At 68.0% G+C, this 25,879-nt stretch carries 30 protein-coding genes; 11 read left to right on the top strand and 19 right to left on the bottom strand.

From position 1 onward, the window contains the following. Positions 1-20: 20 nt before the first annotated feature. From VMD50_RS14635 to VMD50_RS14645, 3 genes are read left to right on the top strand one after another with little or no spacing between them, the layout of a single operon-like run. On the top strand, positions 21-1,001 hold the full coding sequence (locus VMD50_RS14635) for an NAD(P)-dependent oxidoreductase (protein ID WP_325428465.1): 981 nt from the start codon (positions 21-23) through the stop codon (positions 999-1,001). Next, positions 998-1,651: an L-fuculose-phosphate aldolase gene (locus VMD50_RS14640; RefSeq protein ID WP_325428466.1), complete on the top strand. Its 654-nt coding sequence runs from the start codon at positions 998-1,000 to the stop codon at positions 1,649-1,651. The genes VMD50_RS14635 and VMD50_RS14640 overlap by 4 nt, the downstream gene beginning before the upstream one ends. Then, positions 1,651-2,535, top strand: a complete 885-nt coding sequence (locus tag VMD50_RS14645; protein WP_325428467.1) for an MBL fold metallo-hydrolase — start codon at positions 1,651-1,653, stop codon at positions 2,533-2,535. The genes VMD50_RS14640 and VMD50_RS14645 overlap by 1 nt, the downstream gene beginning before the upstream one ends. A gap of 19 nt (positions 2,536-2,554) precedes the next feature. Here the strand turns inward: VMD50_RS14645 and VMD50_RS14650 are convergent, their stop codons facing one another. Beyond that, positions 2,555-3,388 (bottom strand): SDR family NAD(P)-dependent oxidoreductase, encoded by an 834-nt coding sequence (locus VMD50_RS14650; RefSeq protein ID WP_325428468.1) that lies wholly within the window; start codon positions 3,386-3,388, stop codon positions 2,555-2,557. Between the two features lie 144 nt (positions 3,389-3,532). Here VMD50_RS14650 and VMD50_RS14655 point away from each other — a divergent pair, with 144 nt between their 5' ends. Then, positions 3,533-4,147, top strand: coding sequence for a TetR/AcrR family transcriptional regulator (locus VMD50_RS14655; protein ID WP_325428490.1), 615 nt, complete (start codon positions 3,533-3,535; stop codon positions 4,145-4,147). Here VMD50_RS14655 and VMD50_RS14660 read toward each other — a convergent pair. Beyond that, a complete protein-coding gene (locus tag VMD50_RS14660) occupies positions 4,086-4,937 on the bottom strand; it encodes a helix-turn-helix transcriptional regulator (protein ID WP_325428469.1) in 852 nt (283 codons plus the stop codon). The two genes, VMD50_RS14655 and VMD50_RS14660, sit on opposite strands and share 62 nt — an antisense overlap. A 74-nt stretch (positions 4,938-5,011) precedes the next feature. On the opposite strand from VMD50_RS14660, the gene VMD50_RS14665 reads away from it, so the two are divergent. Both VMD50_RS14665 and VMD50_RS14670 read left to right on the top strand, forming a co-directional pair. Further along, positions 5,012-5,650, top strand: coding sequence for a class I SAM-dependent methyltransferase (locus tag VMD50_RS14665; protein WP_414686071.1), 639 nt, complete (start codon positions 5,012-5,014; stop codon positions 5,648-5,650). 22 nt (positions 5,651-5,672) lie between these two features. Continuing rightward, positions 5,673-6,707: an NAD(P)H-dependent amine dehydrogenase family protein gene (locus VMD50_RS14670; protein ID WP_325428471.1), complete on the top strand. Its 1,035-nt coding sequence runs from the start codon at positions 5,673-5,675 to the stop codon at positions 6,705-6,707. Here VMD50_RS14670 and VMD50_RS14675 read toward each other — a convergent pair. Continuing rightward, positions 6,704-7,936 (bottom strand): zinc-dependent alcohol dehydrogenase, encoded by a 1,233-nt coding sequence (locus tag VMD50_RS14675; RefSeq protein ID WP_325428472.1) that lies wholly within the window; start codon positions 7,934-7,936, stop codon positions 6,704-6,706. The two genes, VMD50_RS14670 and VMD50_RS14675, sit on opposite strands and share 4 nt — an antisense overlap. Next, positions 7,933-8,709 carry an SDR family NAD(P)-dependent oxidoreductase gene (locus VMD50_RS14680; RefSeq protein ID WP_325428473.1) on the bottom strand — a complete coding sequence of 259 codons (777 nt, stop codon included), beginning with the start codon at positions 8,707-8,709 and terminating at the stop codon, positions 7,933-7,935. The genes VMD50_RS14675 and VMD50_RS14680 overlap by 4 nt, the downstream gene beginning before the upstream one ends. A 96-nt stretch (positions 8,710-8,805) precedes the next feature. Here VMD50_RS14680 and VMD50_RS14685 point away from each other — a divergent pair, with 96 nt between their 5' ends. The 3 genes from VMD50_RS14685 to VMD50_RS14695 all read left to right on the top strand — a co-directional run bounded on the left by VMD50_RS14685 (position 8,806) and on the right by VMD50_RS14695 (position 11,585). Then, on the top strand, positions 8,806-9,759 hold the full coding sequence (locus VMD50_RS14685; RefSeq protein ID WP_325428474.1) for a class I SAM-dependent methyltransferase: 954 nt from the start codon (positions 8,806-8,808) through the stop codon (positions 9,757-9,759). Then, the gene (locus tag VMD50_RS14690) at positions 9,752-10,660 is read left to right on the top strand and encodes a class I SAM-dependent methyltransferase (RefSeq protein WP_325428475.1); all 909 of its coding nucleotides are present in this window, start codon (positions 9,752-9,754) and stop codon (positions 10,658-10,660) included. Before VMD50_RS14685 ends, VMD50_RS14690 begins: the two co-directional genes overlap by 8 nt. Before the next feature lie 91 nt (positions 10,661-10,751). Then, the gene (locus tag VMD50_RS14695) at positions 10,752-11,585 is read left to right on the top strand and encodes a class I SAM-dependent methyltransferase (protein ID WP_325428491.1); all 834 of its coding nucleotides are present in this window, start codon (positions 10,752-10,754) and stop codon (positions 11,583-11,585) included. An 81-nt stretch (positions 11,586-11,666) separates the two neighbouring features. On the opposite strand, the gene sppA is transcribed toward VMD50_RS14695, so the two are convergent. Next, on the bottom strand, positions 11,667-13,442 hold the full coding sequence (gene sppA, locus VMD50_RS14700) for a signal peptide peptidase SppA (protein ID WP_325428476.1): 1,776 nt from the start codon (positions 13,440-13,442) through the stop codon (positions 11,667-11,669). 39 nt (positions 13,443-13,481) lie between these two features. On the opposite strand from sppA, the gene VMD50_RS14705 reads away from it, so the two are divergent. Beyond that, positions 13,482-14,408 carry an LLM class flavin-dependent oxidoreductase gene (locus tag VMD50_RS14705; protein WP_325428477.1) on the top strand — a complete coding sequence of 309 codons (927 nt, stop codon included), beginning with the start codon at positions 13,482-13,484 and terminating at the stop codon, positions 14,406-14,408. Here VMD50_RS14705 and rplO read toward each other — a convergent pair whose 3' ends face one another. The 12 genes from rplO to VMD50_RS14765 form a co-directional block, all read right to left on the bottom strand. Continuing rightward, positions 14,409-14,849 carry a 50S ribosomal protein L15 gene (gene rplO / locus VMD50_RS14710; protein ID WP_325428478.1) on the bottom strand — a complete coding sequence of 147 codons (441 nt, stop codon included), beginning with the start codon at positions 14,847-14,849 and terminating at the stop codon, positions 14,409-14,411. Continuing rightward, positions 14,846-15,043 carry a 50S ribosomal protein L30 gene (gene rpmD, locus VMD50_RS14715; RefSeq protein ID WP_067873386.1) on the bottom strand — a complete coding sequence of 66 codons (198 nt, stop codon included), beginning with the start codon at positions 15,041-15,043 and terminating at the stop codon, positions 14,846-14,848. Before rpmD ends, rplO begins: the two co-directional genes overlap by 4 nt. Before the next feature lie 2 nt (positions 15,044-15,045). After that, positions 15,046-15,735: a 30S ribosomal protein S5 gene (rpsE, locus tag VMD50_RS14720; protein WP_325428479.1), complete on the bottom strand. Its 690-nt coding sequence runs from the start codon at positions 15,733-15,735 to the stop codon at positions 15,046-15,048. 40 nt (positions 15,736-15,775) lie between these two features. After that, positions 15,776-16,186, bottom strand: a complete 411-nt coding sequence (gene rplR / locus VMD50_RS14725; RefSeq protein WP_325428480.1) for a 50S ribosomal protein L18 — start codon at positions 16,184-16,186, stop codon at positions 15,776-15,778. Between the two features lie 2 nt (positions 16,187-16,188). After that, the gene (gene rplF, locus VMD50_RS14730) at positions 16,189-16,728 is read right to left on the bottom strand and encodes a 50S ribosomal protein L6 (protein ID WP_325428481.1); all 540 of its coding nucleotides are present in this window, start codon (positions 16,726-16,728) and stop codon (positions 16,189-16,191) included. A gap of 23 nt (positions 16,729-16,751) precedes the next feature. Beyond that, a complete protein-coding gene (gene rpsH, locus VMD50_RS14735; RefSeq protein WP_325428482.1) occupies positions 16,752-17,150 on the bottom strand; it encodes a 30S ribosomal protein S8 in 399 nt (132 codons plus the stop codon). 15 nt (positions 17,151-17,165) lie between these two features. Continuing rightward, positions 17,166-17,351, bottom strand: a complete 186-nt coding sequence (locus tag VMD50_RS14740; RefSeq protein WP_011739072.1) for a type Z 30S ribosomal protein S14 — start codon at positions 17,349-17,351, stop codon at positions 17,166-17,168. 4 nt (positions 17,352-17,355) lie between these two features. After that, positions 17,356-17,928: a 50S ribosomal protein L5 gene (gene rplE / locus VMD50_RS14745; RefSeq protein WP_325428483.1), complete on the bottom strand. Its 573-nt coding sequence runs from the start codon at positions 17,926-17,928 to the stop codon at positions 17,356-17,358. A gap of 1 nt (position 17,929) precedes the next feature. Continuing rightward, positions 17,930-18,247 carry a 50S ribosomal protein L24 gene (gene rplX / locus VMD50_RS14750; RefSeq protein ID WP_325428484.1) on the bottom strand — a complete coding sequence of 106 codons (318 nt, stop codon included), beginning with the start codon at positions 18,245-18,247 and terminating at the stop codon, positions 17,930-17,932. Beyond that, on the bottom strand, positions 18,248-18,616 hold the full coding sequence (rplN, locus tag VMD50_RS14755; RefSeq protein ID WP_003403649.1) for a 50S ribosomal protein L14: 369 nt from the start codon (positions 18,614-18,616) through the stop codon (positions 18,248-18,250). It abuts the gene before it with no gap. A gap of 202 nt (positions 18,617-18,818) precedes the next feature. Then, positions 18,819-19,802, bottom strand: a complete 984-nt coding sequence (locus VMD50_RS14760) for a DUF4436 domain-containing protein (protein ID WP_325428485.1) — start codon at positions 19,800-19,802, stop codon at positions 18,819-18,821. Between the two features lie 228 nt (positions 19,803-20,030). Continuing rightward, positions 20,031-20,942 carry a formylglycine-generating enzyme family protein gene (locus VMD50_RS14765; RefSeq protein ID WP_325428486.1) on the bottom strand — a complete coding sequence of 304 codons (912 nt, stop codon included), beginning with the start codon at positions 20,940-20,942 and terminating at the stop codon, positions 20,031-20,033. A gap of 273 nt (positions 20,943-21,215) precedes the next feature. On the opposite strand from VMD50_RS14765, the gene pstS reads away from it, so the two are divergent. Then, positions 21,216-22,343, top strand: a complete 1,128-nt coding sequence (gene pstS / locus VMD50_RS14770) for a phosphate ABC transporter substrate-binding protein PstS (protein WP_325428487.1) — start codon at positions 21,216-21,218, stop codon at positions 22,341-22,343. 16 nt (positions 22,344-22,359) lie between these two features. Here the strand turns inward: pstS and VMD50_RS14775 are convergent, their stop codons facing one another. Then, positions 22,360-23,280 (bottom strand): DUF4436 domain-containing protein, encoded by a 921-nt coding sequence (locus tag VMD50_RS14775; protein WP_325428488.1) that lies wholly within the window; start codon positions 23,278-23,280, stop codon positions 22,360-22,362. A gap of 237 nt (positions 23,281-23,517) precedes the next feature. Then, on the bottom strand, positions 23,518-25,878 hold the full coding sequence (locus tag VMD50_RS14780) for an arylsulfatase (protein WP_325428489.1): 2,361 nt from the start codon (positions 25,876-25,878) through the stop codon (positions 23,518-23,520). Position 25,879: the final 1 nt, after the last annotated feature.

Consider the following 25,879-nt stretch of genomic DNA (forward strand, 5'->3'; position numbering starts at 1 on the left):
GTACGCCAGCATTGACCCTCGTGACTGCAAGACCGCGCGCCCTGGTGACCGCGCCGCTGCGAGGGCCGGGGTTCGACAAGCTGCGGCGGCTGGCCGACGTGGTGTACGACCCGTGGATAGAGCAGACCCCGCTGCGGATCTACAGCGCCGAGCAGCTGGCCGAACGGATCACGGCCGAGCACGCGGATGTCGTTGTGGTGGAAAGCGACTCGGTGCGGGGCCCGGTGTTCGACCGGGGGCTGCGGGTTATCGCGTCCACCCGGGGCGACCCGAACAACGTCGACATCGGCGGAGCCACCGCGGCCCGCATCCCGGTGCTGAACACCCCGGGCCGCAACGCCGACGCGGTGGCCGAGATGGCGGTGGCGCTGCTGCTGGCGGCCACCCGCCACCTGTTGACCGCCGACGCGGATGTCCGCAGCGGCAACACCTTTCGCGACGGCAGCATCCCCTATCAGCGGTTCCGCGGCTGGGAGATCGCCGGGCGCACCGCCGGGCTGGTCGGCCTGGGCGCCGTCGGCCGCGCCACCCGGTGGCGGCTGGCCGGGCTGGGCATGCGGGTGATCGCCCACGACCCGTACAACGACGAGGCCCGCCACGGCCTCGACGAACTGCTGGCCGAGGCCGACGTGGTGTCCCTGCACGCGCCGGTCACCGACGACACCGCCGGCATGATCGGCGCGCGCCAGTTCGCCGCCATGCGCGACGGCGTGGTGTTTCTCAACACGGCCCGGGCGCAGCTGCACGACACCAACGCGCTCGTCGACGCGCTGCGCGACGGCAAGGTGGCCGCCGCCGGCCTGGACCACTTCGTCGGCGAATGGCTGCCGACCGATCACCCGCTCGTGGGCATGCCCAATGTCGTGCTGACGCCCCACATCGGGGGCGCCACATGGAACACTGAGGCTCGGCAGGCGCAGATGGTGGCCGACGATCTGGGAGCGCTGCTGTCCGGCAAAACGCCCGCCCATATCGTCAACCCGGAGGTGCTGGCGTCATGAAGTTCGTGGACAACCCGGAGAACGCGGTGCTGGACGCGGCCAAAGACATGCTGCGGCGAGGCCTGGTCGAGGGAACCGCCGGCAACATCTCGGCGCGGCGCTCCGACGGCAACGTCGTCATCACGCCCTCGTCGGTCGATTATCGCGACATGCGGCTCGACGACCTCGTGCTGATCGACCCGCAGGGCGCGGTGCTGCACGCCGCCGACGGCCGGTCGCCGTCGTCGGAGATGCAGCTGCACCTGGCGTGCTACCGGGCGTTCGACGACATCGGCAGCGTGATCCACAGCCATCCGGTGTGGGCGACCATGTTCGCCATTGCGCACCAGCCGATTCCGGCCTGCATCGACGAGTTCGCCGTCTACTGCGGCGGGGAGGTCCGGTGCACCGACTACGCCGCCTCCGGCACGCCCGAGGTCGGCGCCAATGCGGTCAAGGCGCTCGAGGGCCGCGGGGCCGCCCTGATCGCCAACCACGGCATGGTGGCGGTGGGCCCGCGGCCCGACAAGGTCCTGCACATCACCGCCCTGGTCGAACGGACCGCCCAAATCGTCTGGGGCGCAAGGGCCCTCGGTGGTCCGGTGCCCATCCCCGAGGACGTGAACCACAACTTCGCCGGCGTCTACACCTATCTGCGCGCCAACGCCTGATGCGCCGGCTCCGGTTCGGCCACGCGAGCGTGGCCCGGGTGGCCGAACTCCAGTTCGACCTGCCGACAAGCTCCTTCCCGGGAACGCCACCCTCGGGGTGGCGGGACAACGCTGACCTGCTGGTGCCGGACTTCTTCGACCCGGACACCGATCAGTGGCACATCGCGATCCAGAGCTGGGTCATCGAGGTCGACGGGCTGACCGTCGTCGTGGACACCGGCGTCGGCAACGATCGCGAACGCCCCCACATGCCGCCCCTGGATCACCTGAGCACCGGGTTCCTGGCGGCGCTGCGGTCGGCGGGCGTCGACCGCGGCGCGGTGGACGTGGTGGTCAACACCCACATCCACTCCGACCACGTCGGGTGGAACACCATGCGCGAGAACGGCACCTGGGTGCCGACGTTCCCCAACGCCCGGTACCTGGTGCCGGCCGCCGACTACCGCCACTTCTCACCGGACGGGCCCGCGGGCCGGCAGCCCGGTGACCAGCTCGTGTTCGCCGACAGCGTGCTCCCCATCGATGAGGCCGGGCAACTCGTCTTGTGGTCCGGGGACTTTCAGCTCAGTCAGTCGCTGCGACTGCGGCCCGCCCCCGGGCACACGCCGGGCTCCTCGGTGCTGTGGCTGGACGCCGGTCAGCCGGCTGTCTTCGTCGGTGACCTCACCCACAGCCCGCTGCAGCTACGTCGCCCCGCCGACGCGTGCGCGTTCGACGTGGACGCACCCGCCGCCGCCGAGACCCGCGGCCGGATCTTCACCGAGGCCGTCCGGGCCAAAGCCGCCGTGATACCCGCCCACTACCCCGGCCGGGGCGGCGCGACGATCCGCGCCGTCGCCGACCAATTCGACGTTGACGATTGGCTGGACATCGAATCCCTTTGACAGCTTAAGCATTTCGTGATCAGCGCACCCGAAGTTCGCGGAACAGCCTCATGCGATGGAGGTTGATCCGATAGAACAGGCCCGGAAACCTGCGGTACAACTGCCAGATCACCTGAACCGCAGCGGGAAACACAATCAGCGGTCGATTCCGGTCCGCGCCGCGCAGGATCGCGCGGGCGGCGGCGTGGGCGCTCATCTGGGGCATCAGGTAGTGGGTGCGCCGACTCAACGCCGCCACCTGCTCGCGCGGCATGTTGACCACGACCATGTTGTCGTAGATTTTCGTCTTCATGTCGCCCGGACATGCCGCACTTACTTTCACCCCGAGATCCGCTCCCTCAGCCCGCAGCGAAAGCGAAAGCCCCACGATGCCATGCTTGCTGGTGCAGTAGGGGACATTGCCCGGCTGGGGAACCAGCCCGCTCAGCGAGGAAATGTTGATGATGTGGCCATGGCCCTGGCGCGCCATGACCTGATAGGCGTGCACCGTCCCATGCACCACACCCAGCAAGTCGACATCGAGCACGCGACGCCACTGCTGCATCGACAGGTCGCGAGAATCCCCGCCGATCGCGATGCCGGCGTTGTTGATCATGTAATCGATGCGTCCGTATTCGGAAAGTGTGTTCCCGATCAGCTGCGCCATCTCGATTTCGCTGGCCACGTCGACCGGCGCGGCAACCGCCGGTGCGCCGGCCTGCACCAGGCGCTCCGCTACCCGACGTGCGGCATCGCCGTCGATATCGGCGACCACGACCGTCGAGCCCCGGCGCCCGAGTTCCTCACATAGCGCCTCGCCCAGACCCATTCCGCCGCCGGTGACGATCGCGACCGCCTTCTCGAACCGCTGCATGTCAGGCCCTCTCCGACGAGCTACGGCGATTTCATTACATTCGCTGTAATATTACATCAGATGTACATCTAGCGGGAAGGGGCGATTACGGCAAACGAGACAAGCCTGCGCGAGCGCAAGCGAAAGCAGACGAGGCGGGAGCTGATCAGCGCGGCTATGCGTCTCTTCGGGGAGAAGGGCTACGAGCAGACCACCGTCGCCGAAATAGCTTATGCCGCAGGAGTTTCCACGAAGACATTCTTCAATTACTTCGCCAGCAAGGACGAGATCCTTTTTCCCCACCTATCCCGCCGGATCGACGCCGCGGTAGCTCTCATCGAGCAGCGCGCACCCGACGATCGGATGGCCGACGTCCTCGTGGCAGCGATGCAGCACATGCTGGCCGATGCCCTGACCGAGGAGGTCGACGGCGGCCTTGCCGCGGTGCGGTTGCCGATGGTCCTGTCGGTGCCCGCCGTCCAAGCCGCCACGCTGCACCGCTACTTCTTGGCCGAAACCCGATTGGCCCGGGCGCTGCACGACGCCTATGCCGACGCGCTCGACCCGGCGGCGGCCGCTGCCGTCATCGGCTCGGTTATGGGGGCGGCGATCGCCGCGGCGCTCGTCTGCCTGCAAGACGGCGGCGGCGCCGAACAGCTGCGCGCCGCAGTCGAACGCGCCATCGATATCGCAGTGCAGGGCGTGCACAGCCTGCCCACTAGTGCGCGCCGCGCCAGGCGCGGGGCGAGGCCCCGTGCGCGCGGCCGAACAGCCGGCTGAAATAGCCGGGATCCGAGACCCCGATCCGGCGGGCCACCTCCGCGACGGGCAGGTCCGTTTCGGCCAGCAGCGCGCGGGCCGCGGTCATCCGGCGTTCGGTGATCCACTCCCCGACGGTGCGCCCGGTGCGGCGCCGCACGACGGTGGTCAGGTGTCCCGCTGTCACGCCGACTTCGCCGGCCACGTCGCGCAGCGACAACGGCTCGGCGTGCCGCCGGTCGATCACCTCGAAGACCTCGGCCAGCAGCGGTTCGCCGCTGCGCCGCAGCCCGGCCACCACCGGGCCCGCCAGCCTCGCCAGGTCGATCAGCAAGAGGGTGAGGTGCGCCAGGACCGCCTGACGATAGCCGTCCTCCCGCGCGAGCAGTTCGGCTTCGATCGACCGGATCGCGGCGTCCCACGCCGAGCGCCGGGTCGTGGGCAACTCCAGGCGCAGGATGCCGCCGGCGTGCCCGTGCAGGAACGGGAACAGCAGCGGGTGCGCCCGCCACGCCGGCCACGGCGATCGGGCGTCTTCACCCAGCGCGGCGGGGTCGAAGAACACCGCAACACCGGGGTCGCGATCCGCCAGCCGCCCCGGGTCGAGCACCTGACCCGCGGCCGCGACGTAGACCAGCCCGGTCGCGGGGAGGTACCACAGCGCCGGAAAGTCGTGGATGTGGCGACCGCGGTCGATGAAATCCTCGGGGCCGGAGCGCACCACCGACACCGGGGGCGTTTCCGGATCCGTCCGGTATTCGTAGATCGGCACCCCCGCGCGCTGCCGAACCAACCGAGCCGGTCGCGTCATGCCGCCAAAAATAGTCCAATTTTCACCGAGGATCACTCAATTCTTCGTCCATTCAGCGGATCACCATGGATTGCGTGACAAAGCATCATCCACATGATTACCTGCCAGCCGCCGGCCACGACTCGCTGCTGCCCGCTTACGATCTGATGTCACGCCTGCTGGGCATGAAAAAGGTCCAAGACGCCCTGATCGCGCAGGCCGAACTCGACGACTGCCAGCGCGTCCTCGAAATCGGTTGCGGCACTGGAAATCTCATCATCGGCGCCAAAAGCGCCTATCCCGACCTGGAGGTGATCGGATGCGATCCCGACCCGCGGGCGCTTGACCGGGCGCGGCGGAAGACGGACGGCATCCGCTTCGATCAGGCCTACGCCGAACGGCTCCCCTACGCCGACGGCGAATTCGACCGGGTGTTGTCGTCGATGATGCTGCACCATGTCCACGACGACGCGAAAACCGCCGCGGCGGCCGAGGTCTTCCGGGTCCTTCGCCCCGGCGGCAGGCTGCACCTGGTCGACATCGGCGGCGACCTGACCACCGACCACGGCCTGATGGCGCGGCTCATCAGGCGCAACCACCACGCGGCCGGAAACCTCGGCGACGCCATACCCCGACTGCTCCGTGCGGCCGGGTTCGACTGCGCCGAGGTCGCATCGCAGCGGCACCGCATCCTCGGCCGATTGAACTTCTATCGCGCCACCCGCCCCGCCTAGGCCGCCGGTTACTGTGGACGCCATGGCGGCCTACCGCGTGGTTCAGTGGTCAACCGGCAACATCGGGAAGCGAGCGCTCGGCATCCTGCTCGACCGCGACGACATCGACGTGGTGGGCGTGCACGCCATGGGCGCGGACAAAGTGGGGTGCGACGCGGGGGTACTCGCGGACAGGCCCCCGGCCGGAGTCACCGCGACGGGCGATGTCGACGCGTTGCTCGACCTTGCGCCGGACTGCGTGAACTACATGCCGCGCGCCATCGACTACGACCTCGTGAAAAGGATGCTGCGCCGCGGCATCAACGTGGTCACCACCGGAGACTTCCTGACCGGCACCCACCACCCGGCCGAACTTCCCGCGCTCGAGGAGGCGGCGCAACAGGGACGCGCAACCTTCCTGGGTACGGGATTCGAGCCCGGCTTCATCAACGTCGTCGCCGGCTTCCTCACCGGCGCATGCCCACGGGTGCGCAGCGTCAAACTCGTCGAAACATTGGACTGCACAACCTATCCCGTGCACGAGGTGTGGAAGGTGCTCGGATTCGGCAAACCACCCCGTCAGCGGGTGACGCAACTCGACCCGGAGACGCAACGCTACGGCCTCGGCTACTTCGAGACCCTGGACATGATCGCCGCGATGCTGGGTGCCGAACTCGACTCGAAGGAGGCCTTCGTCGAGAACGCGGTGCTGACCCGGGACCTGAATCTCGGGTGGACCGACTACGCCGCCGGCACCGCCGGGGGCCAGCGCCGCACCTATCGCGGCTATCGCGGCGGCCGCCCGGTAGTCGAGCTGGCCATCTGCTGGACCATGAGCGACGATGCGCTGGACCCACAGTGGACCGACCCCAAGGGTTTCAGCGTGGTGATCGACGGCGAACCACACGTCGACGCGACGATCCGGTTCGGCAACCCCGGCGAGGACGTGATGACCGTGTTGATGGACAGCACCGCCGTCGCGGCGGTCAACGCCATACCGTCCCTGTGCGAGGCGCCGCCGGGCGTCATCACCCCGATCGACCTTCCTATCACCGGATCCCCGGGCGCTTTGGGCTAGCGCTGGTCGATGCCTACCTTGATAGCGCCACTTTCGGCCTGGTTGGCGATCGCCAGGAAGGCCGCACGCCACTGCTCGAGCCCGAAGGTGTGGGTCAGCATGGGGCGCAGGTCCACCCGGCCGGCGGCGGCCAGGTCCAGGTAGTGGGCGATGGCGTGCTTGCGCCGGCCTTCGACCTCCTCGACACCGAACGCGTTCGACCCGACCCAGTTGATTTCCTTGAAATACAAGGGACTCCACTCCCAGCGGCCCGGCGCGTGCACGCCGGCCTTCACCAGCGTGCCGCGGGCGCGCAGGACCCGGACGCCGACCTCGAAGGTCTCCGGCTTGCCGATGGTGTCGTAGACGACGTCGACCGCGCCCGGGTAGGCCATCGGCAGGCCCAGCAGCGGCTGGCGCAGCCGGCCGCCGCCCCACGCGACCAATTGCTCGATGACGGCCAGGCGCGGCTCGTGCCCTACCACCAGCGCGGCCCCGAACCGGCGGGCCAGCTCGGCCTGGGCGCCGAACCGCGCGACCACCGCGACGGCCACCTCGGGGTAGAGCGCCCGCAGGATCGCGAGCGCGCACAACCCCAACGAGCCGGCCCCATACACCAGCACCCGGCCCGAGCGCGGCGGCGGGTGGCGGGTGATCGCGTGCAGGGACACCGAGAACGGGTCGGCGAACACCGCCAGCTCGTCGGGCACCGAATCCGGGACGGCGAACAGCATGCTGTCGTGGGCCGGCATGAGTTCGGCGTAGCCGCCCGTCACGTCGGCCGACACCCCGGTGTGGATCCCGGGCTTGATGTCGCCGTCGGTGAAGCTCCAGCACAGGCTGTAGTCGCCGCTTTCGCAAGCGGGACACGGCGGTTCGATGCCGCGCGGCCCGCAGGACAGCCACGGGTTGAGCACCACCCGCTGGCCGACCCGCAGCCCGCGGGCCTGCGGCCCCACCGCGACCACGTCGGCGACCACCTCGTGCCCCATCACCTGCGGGAAGGAACAGAAGGCCGACATGGCGTTGTCGGCGTCGGCCTCGCCGAAATCCATCAGGATCTGCTTGGAGTCCGACCCGCAGATGCCGGTCAGCCGCGGCCGGGTGATCACCCAATCCTGTTGCGGCAGTTGCGGATCCGGCACCTGGCGCAGCGCTGTCGGGGTGCGGGCCAGGTTCTGCGTCAGCCTGTTGGCGCCGGCGGGAACCTCGAAGGGTTCCGGCGGCACGCCGTAGACGAGCGCCTTCATCGCGCCGCCATCCCCGCCGAGCCCGCGATGAACGCGTCGAGGTCGGCGTTCTTGCCGTCGACGACCGCTTTCATGTCCGGGATGTAGTGTTCGAACTTCTCGCCGCCGAGGGCCTCGATGATTCCCTCGGCCACCTCGTCGGCCGGCACCTTGGGACCCTGGTAGAGCGGCTCCTCGCTGCCCGGGTGGTCCCAGATCTCGGTGTCGACGGGCCCCGGTTCGATCAGCTTCACCGCGACGCCGCTGCCGTGCAGGTCCACGGCCATCGCCTCGCTCCAGCCGCACAACGCGAATTTACTTGCGCAGTAAGCGGTTTCGTGGATGATGCCGAGCCGGCCGCCCACACTGGACACGTTGACGATCAGGCCCGAGCCGCGCGCCAGCATCGGCGGCAACAGGGCCAGGGTCAGCCGCATCGGCGCAAAGAAGTTGACCCGCATGACGTCCTCGACCTCGCCGGGCTCCAGGGCGGTCACGGGACGCCGCTTCGGGATCGCGGCGTTGTTAACCAGCACGTCGATGCCACCGAGCGCGTCCCATGCCCGCAGCGCCAGCTCGGGCAACGCCCGTGTGTCCGCCAGGTCGGCCACCCACATCGCCGATTCTGGCGAGGCCCGCCGGCAGTCGGCCAGCACGTCGGCCAGGCGGTCCCGGCGGCGGGCGATCAGTCCCACCACCGCCCCCCGCTGGGCCAGCTGCCTCGCCAGGGCCGCCCCCAGGCCCGACGAGGCGCCCGTGATGAGGGCCCGTTTGCCCGAGGCCGTGTACGTCATCAGTCAAGGTTGCCGCGAAACGGGGGAAGCGTACAGTAGGAGCAGCTTGTTATATCGGCTAAATATTAGCTTAACTAGATCCGAACAGGGGAATACATGACTTCCACCAGGTATGAGGGCGACACCTGGGACCTGGCGTCGAGCGTCGGGGTGACCGCGACCATGGTGGCCGCGGCCCGCGCCGTGGCGTCCCGCGCCGACCGTCCGCTGATCGACGACCCGTTCGCCGAGCCGCTGGTCCGGGCCGTCGGCGTGGACCTGCTCACCCGGCTGGCGACCGGCGAGGTGAATCCGGATGACTTGAACGACGTGCACGACGGCGCCGGGGCTTCTGCTGCGTCCGTCGGGGCGATGTCCCGGATGGCCGACAACATGGCCGTGCGCACCAAGTTCTTCGACGAGTTCTTCCTGAGCGCCACGCAGGCGGGCATCAAGCAGGTCGTGATCCTGGCGTCGGGCCTGGACTCGCGCGGGTACCGGCTGGCCTGGCCCGCCGGGACCGTGGTCTACGAGGTCGACCAGCCGCAGGTCATCGAGTTCAAGACCGGCACGCTGGCCGAGCTGGGCGCGTCGCCCACCGCCGAGCGGCGGGTGGTGGCCGTCGACCTGCGCGAGGACTGGCCCGCCGCCCTGCGCGCCGCGGGATTCGACCCGGCCCAGCCGACCGCGTGGAGCGCCGAGGGCCTGCTCGGCTACCTGCCCCCGGAGGCACAGGACCGCCTGCTGGACACCATCACCGAACTCAGCGCGCCGGGCAGCCGGTTGGCCACCGAAAGCGCGCCCAACCCCGAGCCCCGGGACGAGGACAAGATGAAACAGCGCATGCAGACCATCTCCGAGCGCTGGCGTGCCCACGGCTTCGACCTGGACATGGCGGGCCTGGTCTACTTCGGCGAGCGCAACGAGGCCGCCCCCTACCTGAGGGAGCGCGGCTGGGCGATGGACGGCATCAGCATCCGGGATCTGTTCGCCGCCAACGGCCTTCCGCCGCTGACGGACGACGACATGCGCATGGGTGACGTGCTCTACGTGAGCGGCAGCCATGAGTGAGGGTCGCACCGACGGGGACAGCTGGGGACCGGCTTCCAGCGTAGGGGCGACGGCGACGATGGTCGCGGCATCGCGCGCGGTGGCCTCGCAGGGCCCCGAGCCGCTGCTCGACGACCCGCTGGCCGATCCGCTGGTCCGCGCCGTCGGGTTGGACCCCTTCATCCGGATCATCGACGGGGAGCTCGATTTCGAGGACGACCCGCTGTTCAACCGCAAGGCCAGGGCGCAGCAGATCACGGTGCGCACCCGGTTTTTCGACGACTTCTTTCTCGGCGCCACCGCGGACGGCGTGCGGCAGGCGGTGATCCTGGCGTCCGGCCTGGACACCCGGGCCTACCGGTTGCGGTGGCCGGCCGGCACGGTGGTCTACGAGATCGACCAGCCACAGGTCATCGCGTTCAAGACCGAGACCCTGGCCAACATCGGCGCCGAACCGACCGCCGAGCGCCGCGCGATCGCCATCGACCTGCGCGACGACTGGCCGGCGGCGTTGCGCAAAGGCGGTTTTGACGTCGCGCTGCCGACCGCATGGAGCGCCGAGGGGCTGCTGCCCTACCTGCCGCCCGAGGCGCAGGACCGGTTGTTCGACAACATCACCGCGCTCAGCGCCGCCGGCAGCCGGCTGGCCACCGAGCACGTGCCCGACCCGAACGCGTTCTCCGACGAGCGCCTGCAGCGCATCTCCGAGCGGTGGCAGCGCTTCGGTTTCGACCTCGACGCGGCCGACCTGTTCTACCGCGGCGAGCGCAACGTCGTCGTCGACTACCTGACCACCCACGGTTGGGACGTGACGCCCCACCCCGTCAGGGACTTGTACGCGCGCAACGGGTTTGACTTCCCCGAGGACGAGATGGCGGCCACGTTCGGTGAGCTGAGCTACGTCGCAGCGACCCTCAAGTAGGGTTGCGCGTATGCCACGCGCTCATGACGACAACTGGGATCTGGCGTCCAGCGTGGGCGTGACCGCGACCATGGTCGCGGCCGCACGCGCGATGGCGACCAGGGATCCCCACGGCCCTGATCAACGACCCGTTCGCCGAGCCGCTGATGCGCGCGGTCGGGGTGGATCTGTTCACCAAGCTGATGGACGGCGAAATCGACCTCGACGCCATCGAGAACGCATCGCCCGCGCGCATGCGGGCGATGAGCGACGGAATGGCCGTGCGCACGAAGTACTCGACGACTACTTCATGGACGCGACCGGCACCGGGGTGCGCCAGGCGGTGATCCTGGCGTCTGGCCTGGACTCGCGCGCCTTCCGGTTGCCGTGGCCGGCCGGCACGGTGGTCTACGAGCTCGACCAACCCCAGGTGATCGAGTTCAAGACGACCACGCTGGCCGGCATCGGCGCCCAACCGACCGCCACCCGGCGCACCATCGCGGTCGACCTGCGCGGCGACTGGCCGGCCGCGCTGAAGGCGGCCGGGCTGGACACGACGGCGCCGACCGCGTGGTTGGCCGAGGGCCTGCTGATCTACCTGCCGCCGGAGGCGCAGGACCGGCTGTTTGACAACATCACCGCGCTCAGCGCGCCCGGAAGCACCATCGCCACCGAATTCGTGCCCGGCATCATCGATTTCGATGCCAGCCGGGTGCAGGACATGTCCGGCGTATTCCGGGAGCACGGCGTGGACATCGACATGGCGTCGCTGGTCTACACCGGAGAGCGCAACCACGTGGTCGACTATCTGCGGTCCAAGGGGTGGGACGTCGACGGCATCACGCGGACCGAGCTGTTCCAGCGCCACGACATCGAGGTGCCCGCGCCCGAGCACGACGACCCGCTCGGCGAGATCATCTTCATCAGCGGCAGGCTCGCCGGTTAGGTTAGTGGCGATCGCAAGCGCGGCATAGCCGGGCGCTGGGGGTACCCCCGCGAAGCTGGGGGACGGGTCGCCACCATCGGACTAGAGCCGCGGGTTCCCGAGCCATAGGGCGTTGGCGCCACTCATCGTCTGCTCCACCTGGTCGAGGATTCCCGCGATCGAACGTCCGAGCAGCGCGCCCAGCGCGTCCGGGAGCGACGCGGCGGCCGGTTGGGATGAGGCGCGGGGTCGCACCAGGTCCAGCAGCGACGAGCTCGGATAGCCGACGAGACGCACCTCGGTGTCCTCGTCCAGCCCCGCGAGGGCCTTGGCGCGCCGCACCGCCTCTCGGAAGCCGCCGAGTTCGTCGACCAGGCCCCGCTCGGCGGCGTCGGCGCCGGTCCAGACCCGCCCCCGCGCAACGGCTTCCACTGCCTCGGTGCTCAGCTTGCGGCCCTCGGCGACCCGTTCCACGAAGTCGGTGTACATCAGGTCCGCCTCTGCCTCCCGATGCGCCCGCTGCTCCGGCGTGAACGGCGCGTCGGCCGACCAGGCGTCGGCATTGGCGTTGGTGCGCACCGTATCCGACGCGACGCCCAGTCGTCCCTTCAGGTCACGAACCACCAGCTTCCCGGTGATCACGCCGATCGAGCCGGTGATCGTGCCCGGATTGGCCAGGATCGCGTCGGCGGCCATCGCGACGTAGTAGCCGCCGGACGCGGCGACCGCACCCATCGACGCCACCACCGGCTTGCCGCGTTCGCGTGCGCTTATCACCTCGCGCCAGATCGTTTCGGATGCGGTGACCGACCCCCCGGGGCTGTTCACCCGCAGCACGATCGCGGACACCGAATCGTCGGCGGCGGCCTCCCGCAGCGCCGCCGCGATGGTGTCGGCACCGGCGGTGGGCGTGCCGAGGGGCAGGAATTGCGGGCCCCCGCGCCCGCTGACGATGTTGCCGTCGACGGTGACCACGGCGAACGTCGGCTTGGACCGGCGGCCGGGCACTGGCGGCACGGGCGGGGCCAGCCGCGGCCGGGCCGCGCCGGCGTACCGCGCCAGGTACAGCCGCGGCGGCTCCTTTTCATCCGAAACATCCTGCACACCAACCAGTTCCGCCATCCGGGCGTAGGCTTCGTCGCGGAATCCGATCCGGTCGACCAGACCGGAGGCCACCGCGTCGTCGCGCAACAGCGGGCCCCGGTCGGCCATCGCGTCGAGCGCCTCCGGCTCGACCTTGCGTGATTCGGCGACCGCCCGCCACACCTGGTCTTGCAGGCTCTGAAGCATCCGGGTGACGGCCTCGCGGTGCGCCTCGGTGAAGCCGTGTTCGGTGAAAAGGTTTGCCGCCGACTTGTATTCGCCGCGCGCGATGATTTGCGCCTCGATGCCCGCCTTGTCGAACGCGTCGCGCAGGAACATGGCGTTGCTCGCGAAGCCGATCAGCCCGACGCTTCCCGCGGGCTGCATCCAGACCTCACCGAACGCCGAGGCCAGGTAGTAGGACAGCGTGCCGGGATAGGTCTCCGCCCACGCCAGGGATGGCTTGCCGGCGCTGAAAGCCGCGATCGCCGCCCGCAGCTCCTGCACCGCCGCCGGAGGCGACGCCCCCAGCTGTACGCGGGCGATCAGCCCGGCGACCCGGGGGTCATCGGCGGCGCGGTGGATCGCGGCGATGGTGTCGCGCAGCGCCGTCGGCCGGCTGCCCGCGGTGATGATCGCCAGCGGGTCAAAGCCCGTCGTCTCCGGCGGCACCGAACGCAGGTCCAGCTCGAGCACGCAGCCGTTGGGCACGCCGTGGTGGCGGGCGGTATCGACCCGGCCGGCCAGCGCGCGGACCTCGTCGATCCCGGGAAGGGAGGGCAGGAAAGCGAACATACTGTGCAGGGTACCGATCGGCCGCCGTACGGTGGTCGGGTGAGGTTCTCCATCGCAATCCCCCAATTCGACTACAACGGTTTCGACGATGCCGGGCTGCGCGCCTATCTCGCCCGCGCCGAGGAGCTTGGGTTCGAGGGCGGCTGGACGCTCGAGCAGACGATCGGCCCAGCGCCGCTGCTGGCGCCGCTCGAGCTGCTGGCGTATTGCGCCGCCTGCACCGAGCGCCTGCGCCTGGGGGTTGCGGTCCTGGTGACGTCCCTGCACGACCCGCTGCAGCTGGCCTCGGCCGCGACTGCGGTCGACCGGATCAGCCACGGACGGTTGGATATCGGCGTCGCACCCGGCGGCGGCGCCCGCCAATTCGCCGCCTTCGGCGTGGAGAAGGACAGCTTCATCTCGTATTTCACCGAGGGCCTGGAGCTGATGAAGGCCGCCTGGTCCGACGAGCCCAGGGTGACGTTCCACGGCCGGTTCCGCGATGTCGACGACCTGCCGATCGCACCCAAGCCGGTCCAGCGGCCGCATCCGCCGATCTGGTTCGGCGGCCTCGCCCCCAAGGCGCTGGCCAGGGCCGTGCGGCACGGGGACTCGTTTCTGGGCGCGGGCTCGTCGACCACCGAAGCGTTCGCCGGCGCCGTCACCGTGGTGCGCCGCGAACTCACCGAGCAGCGGAAAGACCCGTCGCACTTCACCATTGGCAAACGCGTGTATCTGATGGTCGACGACGACGCGGCGCGGGCGCGCGAGCGGGTGCTGGCCGGGCTGCAGCGCATCTACGGCGAGATGCCCGGCGTCAAAGACGTGCCGGTGTCGGGCACACCCGACGACGTGGCGCGCGGGCTGCGCGAGGTGATCGACGCCGGCGCCGGGTACCTGTTGCTCAATCCCGACGGCGCCGATGTCCCCGAGAACCGCGAGCAGATGGAACGCCTTGCCGCCGAGGTGATTCCGCAGCTGAGCTGACTACAGCTCGGTGACCGAGCCGCCCGCGGCGGTGATCTTCTCGCGCGCGCTGCCGCTGAACTTGTGCGCGGACACCTCGACCTTGGCGGTCAGCTTGCCGTCGCCGAGGACCTTGACCAGACAGTTCTTGCGAACCGCCCCCTTGGCCACCAGCTCGGCCACGCCGACGGAACCGCCCTGCGGGAACAGCCGGTTGAGGTCACCGACGTTGACGATCTCGTATTCGGTGCGGAACCGGTTCCGGAATCCCTTCAGCTTGGGCAGGCGCATGTGGATCGGCATCTGGCCGCCCTCGAAGGTGGCCGGCACGTTCTTGCGGGCCTTGGTGCCCTTGGTGCCCCGGCCCGCCGACTTGCCCTTGGAGCCCTCGCCGCGACCGACCCGGGTGCGCGCCGTCTTCGACCCGGGTGCGGGCTTGAGGTCATGCAGCTTGATGGTCACTGTGTCTTCCCTTCGGGCGCCGACTCCACCTCGACCAGGTGGCTCACCACCGCGATCAGGCCGCGGGTCTGTGGGTTGTCCTCACGGATCACCGAGTGGCGAATCCGCCGCAGGCCCAGGGTGCGCAGGCTCTCGCGCTGCTTCCAGCGCGCACCGATGGTGCTGCGCACCTGGGTGATCTTGAGCTGACTCATGGCTATGCCGTTCCCTCCCGGACGGCCGCGCCCGCGGGCAGGCCGGCGAGCGCGTCGCTTTCCCGCCGCGCCTTGAGCATCCCGGCCGGGGCGACGTCCTCGATCGGCAGCCCGCGACGAGCGGCCACCTCCTCGGGACGCTGCAGCAGCTTGAGCGCGGCCACGGTGGCGTGCACCACATTGATCGCGTTGTCGCTGCCCAACGACTTGGCCAGGATGTCGTGCACCCCGGCGCATTCCAGCACCGCGCGCGCCGCACCGCCGGCGATCACACCGGTACCCGGGCTGGCGGGGCGCAGCAGCACCACGCCGGCGGCGGCCTCGCCCTGCACCGGGTGCGTGATGGTGCCGCCGATCAGCGGGACGCGGAAGAAGCCCTTGCGGGCCTCCTCGACGCCCTTGGCGATCGCGGCCGGCACCTCCTTGGCCTTGCCGTAGCCGACGCCGACCATGCCGGCGCCGTCACCGACGATGACCAACGCGGTGAAGCTGAATCGCCGTCCACCCTTGACCACCTTGGAGACGCGGTTGATGGCGACGACCCGTTCCAGGTAGTTGCTCTTCTCGCCGTCGCGGTCGCGATCGCGCCCCCCGCGGCCACCTTCGCGCCGTCCGCGGCTATCGCGGCTGTCACCGCGCGAGTCGCGGTTGTCGCCGCGGGCCTCCGGGCCGCCGGCTGACTGCTCCGCCATTATGCGGTCCTTCCAGTTGTCATCAGGCTGATGTTGTTCATCAGAATCGCAATCCGTTCTCGCGCGCGGCATCGGCCAGCGCAGCGATCCGTCCGCCGTAGGTGTATCCGCCACGGTCGAAGACCGCGGAGTCGATGCCGGCGGCCTTGGCCCGCTCGGCGATCAGCTGACCCACCCGCACGCTGTGGGCTTTCTTGTCACCGTCCAGGCTCCGCACGTCGGCCTCGATCGACGAGGCGGCGGCCAGCGTGGTGCCGTTTTCATCGTTGACCAGTTGCACGTGAATGTGCCGCGCCGAGCGGTGCACCACCAGCCGCGGACGCTGCGGGGTGCCCGCGATCTTCTTGCGCAGCCGCGCGTGCCTGCGCAGCCGCGAGACCCGCCGGGTTGCGGATACGCTCTGCCCGACCGGCTTTCGCGCGGCGGCGGTGTCAGCCTTCTTTTGCGCCATGACTACTTACCTGTCTTTCCGACCTTGCGGCGGATCTGCTCGCCCTCGTAGCGCACGCCCTTGCCCTTGTACGGGTCGGGACGGCGCAGGCGGCGGATGTTCGCCGAGATCTGGCCGACCTTTTGCTTGTCGATCCCCGACACCGTGAACTTCGTCGGCGACTGGACCGCGAACGTGATGCCCTCGGGCGCCTCGATCACCACGGGATGGCTGTAGCCCAGCGCGAACTCGAGGTTGGAGCCCTTGAGCTGCACGCGGTAGCCGACCCCGAAGATCTCCATCTTGACGGTGTAACCCTCCGTCACACCGGTGACGAGGTTGGACACCAGGGTCCGCGACAGCCCGTGCAGCGAGCGGTTGTGCCGCTCGTCGTTGGGGCGGGTGACCACGATCGCGCCGTCGTCGTTGCGCGCCACCGTAATCGGCTCGGCGACCGTCAGATTCAGGGTGCCCTTGGGCCCCTTGACCGAGACGTTCTGGCCCTCGATCGTTACGTCGACTCCGGTGGGCACCGGAACCGGCTGCTTACCAATGCGCGACATAGTCTTTCTCTACCTCCCCGGCCCTACCACACGTACGCGAGGACTTCGCCGCCCACGCCCTGTCTGGCCGCCTGACGGTCGGTGAGCAGACCCGACGACGTGGAGATGATCGCCACGCCCAGTCCGCCGAGCACCCGCGGCAGGTTGGTGGATTTCGCGTACACCCGCAAACCCGGTTTGGAGACCCGGCGCAAGCCGGCAATGCTGCGCTCGCGGCTCGGGCCGTACTTCAGCTGAACGATCAGCGCCTTGCCGACCCGAGCGTCCTCGGTCCGGTAATCGCTGATGTAGCCCTCACTCTTGAGGATCTCGGCAATGTTGGCCTTGATCTTGGAGTGCGGCAGGCTCACCTCGTCGTGGTAAGCCGAATTGGCATTGCGCAGACGCGTCAAGAAGTCCGCGATCGGGTCCGTCATCGTCATATCGTCAGTCCCCTGTTACCAACTGCTCTTCTGCACACCGGGCAGCTCGCCCGCGTGCGCCATCTCGCGCAGGCAGATCCGGCACAGCCCGAACTTGCGGAACACCGCGCGCGGACGGCCGCACTTGCTGCAGCGGGTGTAGCCGCGCACCGCGAACTTGGGCTTGCGTGCGGCCTTGTTGACCAATGCTTTCTTCGCCATCCAGTCAGTTCTCCTTGAACGGAAAGCCGAGGGCCCGCAACAGCGCTCGTCCTTCGTCGTCGGTCGTCGCCGAGGTGACGACGTTGATGTCCATGCCGCGGACCCGGTCGATCTTGTCCACGTCGATCTCGTGGAACACCGACTGCTCGGCCAGTCCGAACGTGTAGTTGCCGACCCCGTCGAACTGCTTGGGCGAAAGGCCCCGGAAGTCGCGGATACGCGGCAGCGCGATCGACGTGAGCCGGTCGAGGAACTCCCACATCCGGTCCCCGCGCAGGGTCACCCGGACGCCGATCGGCATGCCCTCGCGCAGCTTGAACTGCGCGATGGACTTCCGCGCCTTGCGAATCTCGGGCTTCTGCCCGGTGATCAGCGCCAGGTCGTTGACCGCGCCGTTGATCAGCTTGGCGTCGCGGGCGGCGTCGCCGACCCCCATGTTGACGACGACCTTGGTCACGGTCGGGATCTGCATGACGTTGCCGTAGCCGAACTCTTTGTGCAGCGCATCCCGGATCTCTTTGAGGTAGCGCTCCTTGAGACGAGGCTGAGCTTTCACATTGGCCTCTGTTGTCGTCATTTCAGATGTCCTTGCCGTTGCGCTTGGAGATGCGGACGCGCTTGCCGGTTTCCTCGTCCACCCGGTAGCCGACCCGGGTGGGCTTGCCGTCCGAGTCGACCACCATCACGTTGGAGACGTGGATCGGCGCTTCCTGGGTGACGATGCCGCCCGAGCGCGCTCCGCGCTGGTTGGTCGAAATCGCGGTGTGCTTCTTGATCCGGTTGACGCCCTCGACCAACACGCGGTTGCGTTCCGGGTACGCCTGCAGCACCTTGCCCTTGGCGCCCTTGTCCTTGCCCGCGATGACGAGGACGGTGTCGCCCTTGTGGACCTTCATCTACAACACCTCCGGGGCCAGCGAGATGATCTTCATGAATCGCTTCTCGCGCAGTTCGCGGCCGACCGGCCCGAAGATGCGCGTGCCGCGCGGGTCGTTGTCGGGCTTGATGATCACCGCGGCGTTCTCGTCGAACTTGATGTAGCTGCCGTCGGGACGCCTGCGCTCCTTGACCGTGCGCACCACGACGGCCTTGACGACGTCGCCGCGCTTGACGTTGCCGCCGGGGATGGCGTCCTTGACGGTGGCGACGATGACGTCACCGATGCCGGCGTAGCGTCGCGACGAACCGCCGAGCACCCGGATGCACAAGATCTCCTTGGCGCCGGTGTTGTCGGCGACCTTCAGCCGCGATTCCTGCTGAATCACTCGATCTCCTGACCTGGTCCACGTGCGCGGCAGGAGGCAGGCAAAGCCCACCACAAATCCTGACATGCGCGGTCTTGAAACACTTTTGTCACCGAAGGGCACGCGGGGCCGATTCGCACCGGCCGAGGTCTGCCCAAGGCAACCCCTAGAGTCTAGGGGACGGCCAGCTCAGCGCCAAATCGGGCAACCCCGGGTTGCCGCTTCAGTCCCCTTGCCGGATCCAGGAAACGAAGTACAAGCTCATGGCTGTCACCAGTGCGAGCAGCACCCACTGCACGAGGGCCTGGTCAATCCATGAACCGGGTGGTGGGCTGCCGGGGAGGATGTTGCGCAGCGGTACGACTGCGAACAGCATCGCGGCATACCACGTTCCGAATGGCGGCACGAACTTCCGCCTGCCCATCGCCATGGGAATGGCCACTATCAGCGCTATGGTCGGCAGCGTCATCAGGACGAGGCAGATGACCAGGTCGAAAATCAGGGGGCCCTCGGCTCTCTCCAGGGTGATGACCACGTTGCCCGTGTCCATGGACCGCGAGGTCCGCAGGCCGCTCGGGTCGCGAATGCGCTCGACATCGATGTTCCAACCGTCCAGCGCTCCGGTTACTTCGACAAGGGCCGGCACCTTCCGGCGGTTGTCACCGGACCCGACGAACGCATCGGCCGCGATCGGCTCGGTCTTGTACTTGTCGAACGGCCAGTTGCGCGGATTGCCGTGTGCCTCGATGGTGGCGGTGAGTTGCGCCGGCGCTTTTCCCTTCGGGTAATTGAGGTCGCCCAGGTCGCTCGTTGGATACAGTCGGACGGCGACGTCGTTGCCCAACACGTCGAATCGCGGGTCGTACTGCGCAATCCCGGGGTAGACCAGCACGTTGACGGTGAGGCGATTCGTGACGGGTTTCAGCTCCTCGACGCGTAGCTGCACGATGGTTGCGTCGCCCCCGCCCTGGCTCAAATCCAGGGCGGGCAACGGACGCCCTTCTCGCTGCAGCAAGTGGGCGGCGACCAGCGACAGGGCGTAGGTGACGGCCACGGTGACCAGAATGGCCACACCGATCTCGATCTGAGATTTCGTCAACTTGGGCGGCTTTGCCTTGCCGGGCGACTTCTTCTTTTTCTTTGGGGCCGGGGCCGGCTCGTCGAGCGCCGGAGGCGCGGCAGGTGTCGACTGAGTCTCCGCTGTCATTGATCGCCGCCGGGACCGAACGCATGCCGTGGGCACCGCACTGCTTGCCGGGGCGGGTCTACGACTGGCTGCCGAAATCCGGTTTGTCGGGGCGCCACGGGGTCAGATGCTAGCGAAGGACCGTGCTGATCGCGCGCGGAAATCCCAAGCCTGCGCGCGCCGGAAGGCTTCCGTCACCCGCCCGACATCCGACGTTCACTTGCGGTAGGGGGATTGCGGGAGCCCGGGTCACGACATGCTGAAGCGTTGCCGGGTCGAACCCGAATCCACCACGCAGCGAAACCCGATGTGGGTGGTCGCCGAGTCTTGCGACTGCGGTGACCGTGCTGCCGGGCGGTAGCGGTGGCAGTACTCCGGCGCGCACAGGTGCGAACCGCCCTTCAAGGTCTGGCTGACGGCCGGATCGGCGGGCCCCGACGGTGTGCAACAGGCTTTCGGCGGCCGATCGAGCCGGTGGTGTGCGGAAAATTCGGTGGCGGTCCACTCCCAGACATTGCCGATCATGTCGAGTAGGTCGAACCCATTGGCCGGAAACGCGCCCACCGGCGAAGTCCCCGTCCAGCCGAGCGCCCCGTCATTGCGGTAGGGGAACCTGCCCTGCCAGGTATTGGCCATCAATCGGCCATCAGGTGTGGCCGCGTCACCCCAGGAGTACGTCGTCGCGCTTCCGGCCCGGGCCGCATACTCCCATTCGGCCTCGGTCGGCAGCCGCCGGCCGGCCCAGCGCGCATAGGCCGCGGCGTCCGGATAGGCCACCTGCACCACCGGATGATCGTCGAGGCGCGCGACATGGTTGTCCGGCCCGAACGGATGACGCCAGCTTGCCCCGGGTACCCAGTCCCACCATTGACGCCAGTCACGCAGATCGACGGGCCCGGGTGTGGGGCGGAAAACCATGGCGCCCGGGCACAGATCGTCAGGATTCGCACCGGGATAGAGCGCGGGGTCGATCGGTTGCTCAGCGACCGTCACATACCCTGTGGCCGAGACGAATTCGGCGAACTGCGCATTGGTCACCGGGTGCCGCTCCACTGCGAAGGGACCCACCGTCACGGTATGGATCGGCGCCTCTTCCGGGTAGAAGCTCGTCGAGCCCATGCGGAACGACCCGCCGGGCAACTCGACCAACTCAGTAAGCATTACTTCAGGGTATGACGACGGCAAACGGCCCCGTGCGGCTCGTCCGCGCAATTCAGAGAAGGACCGATCCGGCCATTCATACAGTCGAGCCCGCCCGTTCATCTAATCTTTGTTTACTTGCTCGTTTCGATGGCTGTATCTGTCGACATGTGCCGAAATGGGGATGACACTGCCGTTGCCCCTTGCGCTCGCCGTCGGCCACGGGCGCCATCGTGGTCGACGAGGCCACGCGAGTCCACCCGCCGGATCCGCTGTCGCAAGGAAACAACCAACGTGAAGCGCAATCGATCAGCTACAACCCTGAGCTTGCTGGCTGCGGCCGCCCTGCTCGTCTCGGCATGCAGCAACGCCCCCGCGACCCTTCCCTACACCGCCGGGGCCAAGGTCAGCTGCGGCGGCGACCAGAACTTGAACGCCAGCGGCTCGACCGCCCAAGCCAATGCGATGAACCGGTTCATCGACGCCTACACCAAGGCCTGCCCCGGGCAGCACCTCAATTACACCTCAAACGGTTCCGGCGCCGGAGTCAGCGACTTTCTCTCCGGCAAAACCGATTTCGCCGGGTCGGACATACCGCTGACCGCCGAGGAATACCCCGCGGCCAAACAGCGATGCGGCGGTGCCGAGGCCTGGAACCTGCCCGTGGTATTCGGCCCACTGGCCATCACGTACAACCTCAGCTCCGCCGACTCTTTGGTGCTCGACGCGCCCACGCTGGCCAAAATCTTCAACGGCACGATCAAGCGCTGGGACGATCCGGCCCTCACCGCGCTCAACGCATCCATGCCGGCGGAGGACATTCACGTCATCTACCGCAGCGACGCATCGGGCACCACCGACAACTTCCAGGCCTACCTGCAGGCCGCATCCGGTGGAGCGTGGACTCAGCCCGCGGGCAAGACCTTCAACGGCGGTGTAGGCACCGGCGCTGTCGGGAACGCCGGCACCGCGGCGCTGGTGAGAACCACCGAGGGCGCGATCAGCTACAACGAATTGTCATTCGCGCTGAAAGAGGGGCTTTTCGCCGCAGAGATCAAGACCCCGGCCAGCCGCAGGTCGTTGCGGCCGGTCCGGATCGGCACCGACGCCGTCGGCAAGACCATTGCCGGCGCCAAAGTCATCGGCAACGGCAACAACCTCGTGCTCGATCTTTCGTCGTTCTACAACCCGGCCCAACCCGACGTGTACCCGATCGTCATGGCCACCTATGAGATCGTCTGCTCCACATATCCCAGCGCCGACGTCGCCAAGGCGGTCAGAGCGTTTCTGCAGGCGGCGATTGGTCCCGGCCAAGTCGACCTCGCGAAAACCGGCTACATCCCGCTGTCGGCGGACTTCCGAGAAACGGTATCGAGCGCCGTCGATGCGATCGGCCCCGGGGAACCATCGAATTCGGAGTAGCGGCCGGCTGTGAACGCTAGGGCTTCGGCGGCTTCTTTCGATCGCGGAACCGCCACCAGGCGAAGATGAATATGGTCATCGCGGCGACCAACCCCAGCAAAACCCATAGCACGACGGCCTGGTCGATCCACGAGCCTGGCGGTGGGCTGCCGGGAAGGAAGTTGCGCAGGGGCATGACGGCGAAAAGCATACCGGCGTACCAGGTTCCGAACGGTGGCAAGAAGGACGTCCGGCCCAACGCCATCGGTATGGCCACCCAAAATGCCAACGCGGGCAGGGTGATCAGGACCAGGATGATTCCGAAATCGAAGATCAGCGGACTCTTGGATCTCGACAATGTGAGCCGCGCGTTGTCCTGGACATCAGGTGGGTCGGCGGGGTCATGGATGCGGGTGACAACGGCGTCCCAGCCGTCCAGCTTTCCGGTGACTTCGACGCGAGCAGGTACCTTTTCGCGGTTCGGGCCGGACCCGGTGAACACGTCGGCCGAGATCTCATCAGTGCTATAGGAGTCAAAGGGCCAGTTGCCGGGATCGCCGTGCGCCACGATTGCGGTGCTCACCTGCGCCGGCGCTTTGCCTACCGGGTATTGCAGGTCGCCCAGGTCGTTCTCCGGATACAGCCGCACGGTGGCGTCGGTGGTCAACACACCGAGGTTCTTGTCGTACAGCGAATCCTTCGGGTAGACAAGCACATTCACCGTCAGTCGGTTTGCGACGGTGTCCAGCTTCTCGAGGCGCACCTGCACCACGCTGTCCTCGGCCTCGATCTTGCTGAAGTCCACCGAGGGCAGCGCGGGCGCCGATTGGGTCAACAGGTGCACGGCGATGAGGGACAGGACGTAGATAACGATGACGGCCACGACGATCCCGAACGCGATGGCAACGCGCGGTCCTCGTGCGGCGGGCGGTGCCGACGGCGAAGGTTCAGTGCTCATGAGGCATCACGGGGCCAGATGCTACAGCCCGCGACCCCCAAAGTGGGGATTAAGGAAACGGCGGCAGCAAAGTGCTGCCTCGTTGTCGGCTTCGGCGCGTCGCAACCGGGGCATCGGCCGGCCCTTCCAGATGGATCGCCACCGGGGCCCAAACCGTGCCGCTCAGCAACTGTCTGCTGTCGCCGCGGAACTGTGCCGGCGCGATGGCGACCGCACCGACATCGCCGGAACGCCGGCTCAGTCGCGCGAAAAGGCGAGCGCGAGTTCCCTTTCCACATCCTCGTACGGCCTGCCCGAAAAGTCGACGGTGACCTGGGCGATGGTGCCGCCGGTGAAATTGAACGGTGCCTTGTAGCGGCCGGACACTCCCGATCCGCCGTTGTGCCCGACGGTGATCCCGGCCCCCGCCAGCCCGAACGTCCCGGGGTGGGTCGTCACATCCGGCAGCGTGCCGACCACCTCGTCGTCGACGAACAACGTGACGTCACCGAGCGGGGTGTGGCTGTTCTCGACCGTTCCCGTCCGCGCATAGCGAACACCGAACATGTGTCGCCCCAGCGGCACCGGGCCGGACGAGGAAACCAGCTGCTGGCGCTCGCCGAGGAAGTTGTAGACGTAGTGCAGCCGCCCGTCCTGGACGAACAGGACGTGGCCGCCGTGGGCGCCGCCCTGCTTGAACAGCACGCCCTCGGCCCCGGTCGTGTTTACGGTCACGTCGGCCAGCACGGCGAACGAGCGGCCGCGGATCTCGGCGGCCGCGCCGATGCCGACGTCCGCGCAGTGGGGGTAGTAGGTGTAGCTGTCCCGCTCGCCGACCAGGTAGGGCCGCGAGCGCATCATCGTCTCGACGATGTTCAGATCCGACAGCGGCAGGCCGTTGTACTTGGCGGCTTCGGAAAACCACAGCGCCTTAAGCTCTTCCAGCTTGCCGGGGTTCTCGGCGGCCAGGTCGTGGCACTGGCTGCGGTCGGCCTCGATGTGGTAGAGCTCCCAGCGATCGGCATCGAAATGCGACCAGCCGGCCGGCGTGGCGGCATGGATCGTGTTGGCGAACCAGCCCTCGTGCCAGATCCCCCGGGTGCCCAGCATGGTGTAGAACTGGGTCTTCTTCCCAGTGTCGGCGCCCGGATCGTCAAGCGCCGCTTTGAAACTCACCCCGTCCAGTGGCTTCTGCGCGATGCCCTTGACGGTCTCCGGGGGCGTGATGCCCAGCAGGTCGAGGACGGTCGGCGTGATATCGCAGACGTTGACGTAGTTGTCGCGGACCTCGCCGTGCGCCGCAATGCCGTTGGGCCACGAGACGATTGCCGCGTCGGCGATGCCGCCCTCATGCGAGGCATAGCGCTTGAACAGCTTGTAGGGCGTGTTGAAGGCCATCGCCCAGCCGATCGGGTAGTGATTGTAGGTCTCGGGCCCGCCCAGCTGGTCGAAGAGCTTCATGCTCTCCTCGACGGTGTCGATGTAGCCGTTGAAGAACTTGCCCTCGTTGACCGATCCGTTGGGGCCGCCCTCGCCGCTGGCGCCGTTGTCGGAGATCACCACGATGATGGTGTTGTCCAGCTGCCCGGACTCCTCGAGATAGTCCAGGATGCGGCCGATCTGGGCGTCGGTGTAGCTGAGGAAGCCGGCGAACACCTCGGCCATCCGGCAGAACAGCTTCCTCTCCACGTCGTTGAGCGAGTCCCAGGGCCGCACCGTGTCCTGCAGCGGCCAGGGCTCGCCCTGTGGTCCCTTGACGCCCGAATACGGGTTGACCGGCGACAGTTCGGTGCCGGGCGGCACGATCCCCATCGACTTCTGCTTTTCCAGCACGATCTCGCGGTAGCGCTCGTAGCCCATGTCGAACCGGCCCGCGTACTTGTCGGCCCACTCCGTGAAGACGTGGTGCGGCGCGTGTCCCGCACCGGGGCACACGTAGCTGAACCATGGCTTGTCCGGCGCGATCACCTTGGCGTCGCGGATGAATTCGATGGTCTTGTCGGCGATGTCCTTCGACAGGTGATAGCCGTCTTCCGGTGTGCCCGGCGGGCTGACCGGGTGGTTGTCGTACACCAGGTCGGGATACCACTGGTCGGTCTCGCCGCCCATGAAACCGTAGAACCGCTCGAAGCCGCGCGAGGTGGGCCAGTGCCGTTTGGTCGATGCCAGATTGGACTCTTCCAGCGGCGTCAGGTGCCACTTGCCGATGCAATACGTGTTGTAGCCCCGTTCGGCGAGCACCTCGGAGAGCAGCGCGGTGTCAGCGGGGATGCGCCCGTTGCAGTTGGGGAACCCATCGGTGAATTCCTCGATGGTGGCCATGCCGACCGTGGTCGCGTTACGCCCGGTCAGCAGTGACGCCCGGGTCGGCGAGCACAGCGCGGTGGTGTGAAATTGCGACAACCGCACGCCGCGCTCGGCGATCCGCGTCATGGCGGGCATCTCGACCAGCCCGCCGAAGCAGTCCCAGGTCGCGATGCCGGTGTCGTCCCACACTAAGTAGAGGATGTTCGGTGAGTCCTCCGGTGCCGTCGGCGCCGCGTACGGCCCCCAGTCCGGCTCCGAATCCCGGATATCGAGCTCGATCTTGCCTTGAAAGCCTCGCGAGTCAGTGGACATG

The organism is Mycobacterium sp. (assembly GCF_035506235.1).
In the GTDB taxonomy this organism is placed as follows: domain Bacteria; phylum Actinomycetota; class Actinomycetes; order Mycobacteriales; family Mycobacteriaceae; genus Mycobacterium.

Coding starts and splice junctions, on each gene's coding strand:
- VMD50_RS14640 (WP_325428466.1), top strand. CDS start 998: ATGAAGTTCGTGGACAACCCGGAGAACGCGGTGCTGGACGCGGCCAAA.
- VMD50_RS14645 (WP_325428467.1), top strand. CDS start 1,651: ATGCGCCGGCTCCGGTTCGGCCACGCGAGCGTGGCCCGGGTGGCCGAA.
- VMD50_RS14650 (WP_325428468.1), bottom strand. CDS start 3,388: ATGCAGCGGTTCGAGAAGGCGGTCGCGATCGTCACCGGCGGCGGAATG.
- VMD50_RS14660 (WP_325428469.1), bottom strand. CDS start 4,937: ATGACGCGACCGGCTCGGTTGGTTCGGCAGCGCGCGGGGGTGCCGATC.
- VMD50_RS14670 (WP_325428471.1), top strand. CDS start 5,673: ATGGCGGCCTACCGCGTGGTTCAGTGGTCAACCGGCAACATCGGGAAG.
- VMD50_RS14675 (WP_325428472.1), bottom strand. CDS start 7,936: ATGAAGGCGCTCGTCTACGGCGTGCCGCCGGAACCCTTCGAGGTTCCC.
- VMD50_RS14680 (WP_325428473.1), bottom strand. CDS start 8,709: ATGACGTACACGGCCTCGGGCAAACGGGCCCTCATCACGGGCGCCTCG.
- VMD50_RS14685 (WP_325428474.1), top strand. CDS start 8,806: ATGACTTCCACCAGGTATGAGGGCGACACCTGGGACCTGGCGTCGAGC.
- VMD50_RS14690 (WP_325428475.1), top strand. CDS start 9,752: ATGAGTGAGGGTCGCACCGACGGGGACAGCTGGGGACCGGCTTCCAGC.
- VMD50_RS14695 (WP_325428491.1), top strand. CDS start 10,752: ATGGCGACCAGGGATCCCCACGGCCCTGATCAACGACCCGTTCGCCGA.
- sppA (WP_325428476.1), bottom strand. CDS start 13,442: ATGTTCGCTTTCCTGCCCTCCCTTCCCGGGATCGACGAGGTCCGCGCG.
- rpmD (WP_067873386.1), bottom strand. CDS start 15,043: ATGAGTCAGCTCAAGATCACCCAGGTGCGCAGCACCATCGGTGCGCGC.
- rpsE (WP_325428479.1), bottom strand. CDS start 15,735: ATGGCGGAGCAGTCAGCCGGCGGCCCGGAGGCCCGCGGCGACAACCGC.
- rplR (WP_325428480.1), bottom strand. CDS start 16,186: ATGGCGCAAAAGAAGGCTGACACCGCCGCCGCGCGAAAGCCGGTCGGG.
- rplF (WP_325428481.1), bottom strand. CDS start 16,728: ATGTCGCGCATTGGTAAGCAGCCGGTTCCGGTGCCCACCGGAGTCGAC.
- rpsH (WP_325428482.1), bottom strand. CDS start 17,150: ATGACGATGACGGACCCGATCGCGGACTTCTTGACGCGTCTGCGCAAT.
- VMD50_RS14740 (WP_011739072.1), bottom strand. CDS start 17,351: ATGGCGAAGAAAGCATTGGTCAACAAGGCCGCACGCAAGCCCAAGTTC.
- rplE (WP_325428483.1), bottom strand. CDS start 17,928: ATGACGACAACAGAGGCCAATGTGAAAGCTCAGCCTCGTCTCAAGGAG.
- rplX (WP_325428484.1), bottom strand. CDS start 18,247: ATGAAGGTCCACAAGGGCGACACCGTCCTCGTCATCGCGGGCAAGGAC.
- VMD50_RS14760 (WP_325428485.1), bottom strand. CDS start 19,802: ATGACAGCGGAGACTCAGTCGACACCTGCCGCGCCTCCGGCGCTCGAC.
- VMD50_RS14765 (WP_325428486.1), bottom strand. CDS start 20,942: ATGCTTACTGAGTTGGTCGAGTTGCCCGGCGGGTCGTTCCGCATGGGC.
- VMD50_RS14775 (WP_325428488.1), bottom strand. CDS start 23,280: ATGAGCACTGAACCTTCGCCGTCGGCACCGCCCGCCGCACGAGGACCG.
- VMD50_RS14780 (WP_325428489.1), bottom strand. CDS start 25,878: ATGTCCACTGACTCGCGAGGCTTTCAAGGCAAGATCGAGCTCGATATC.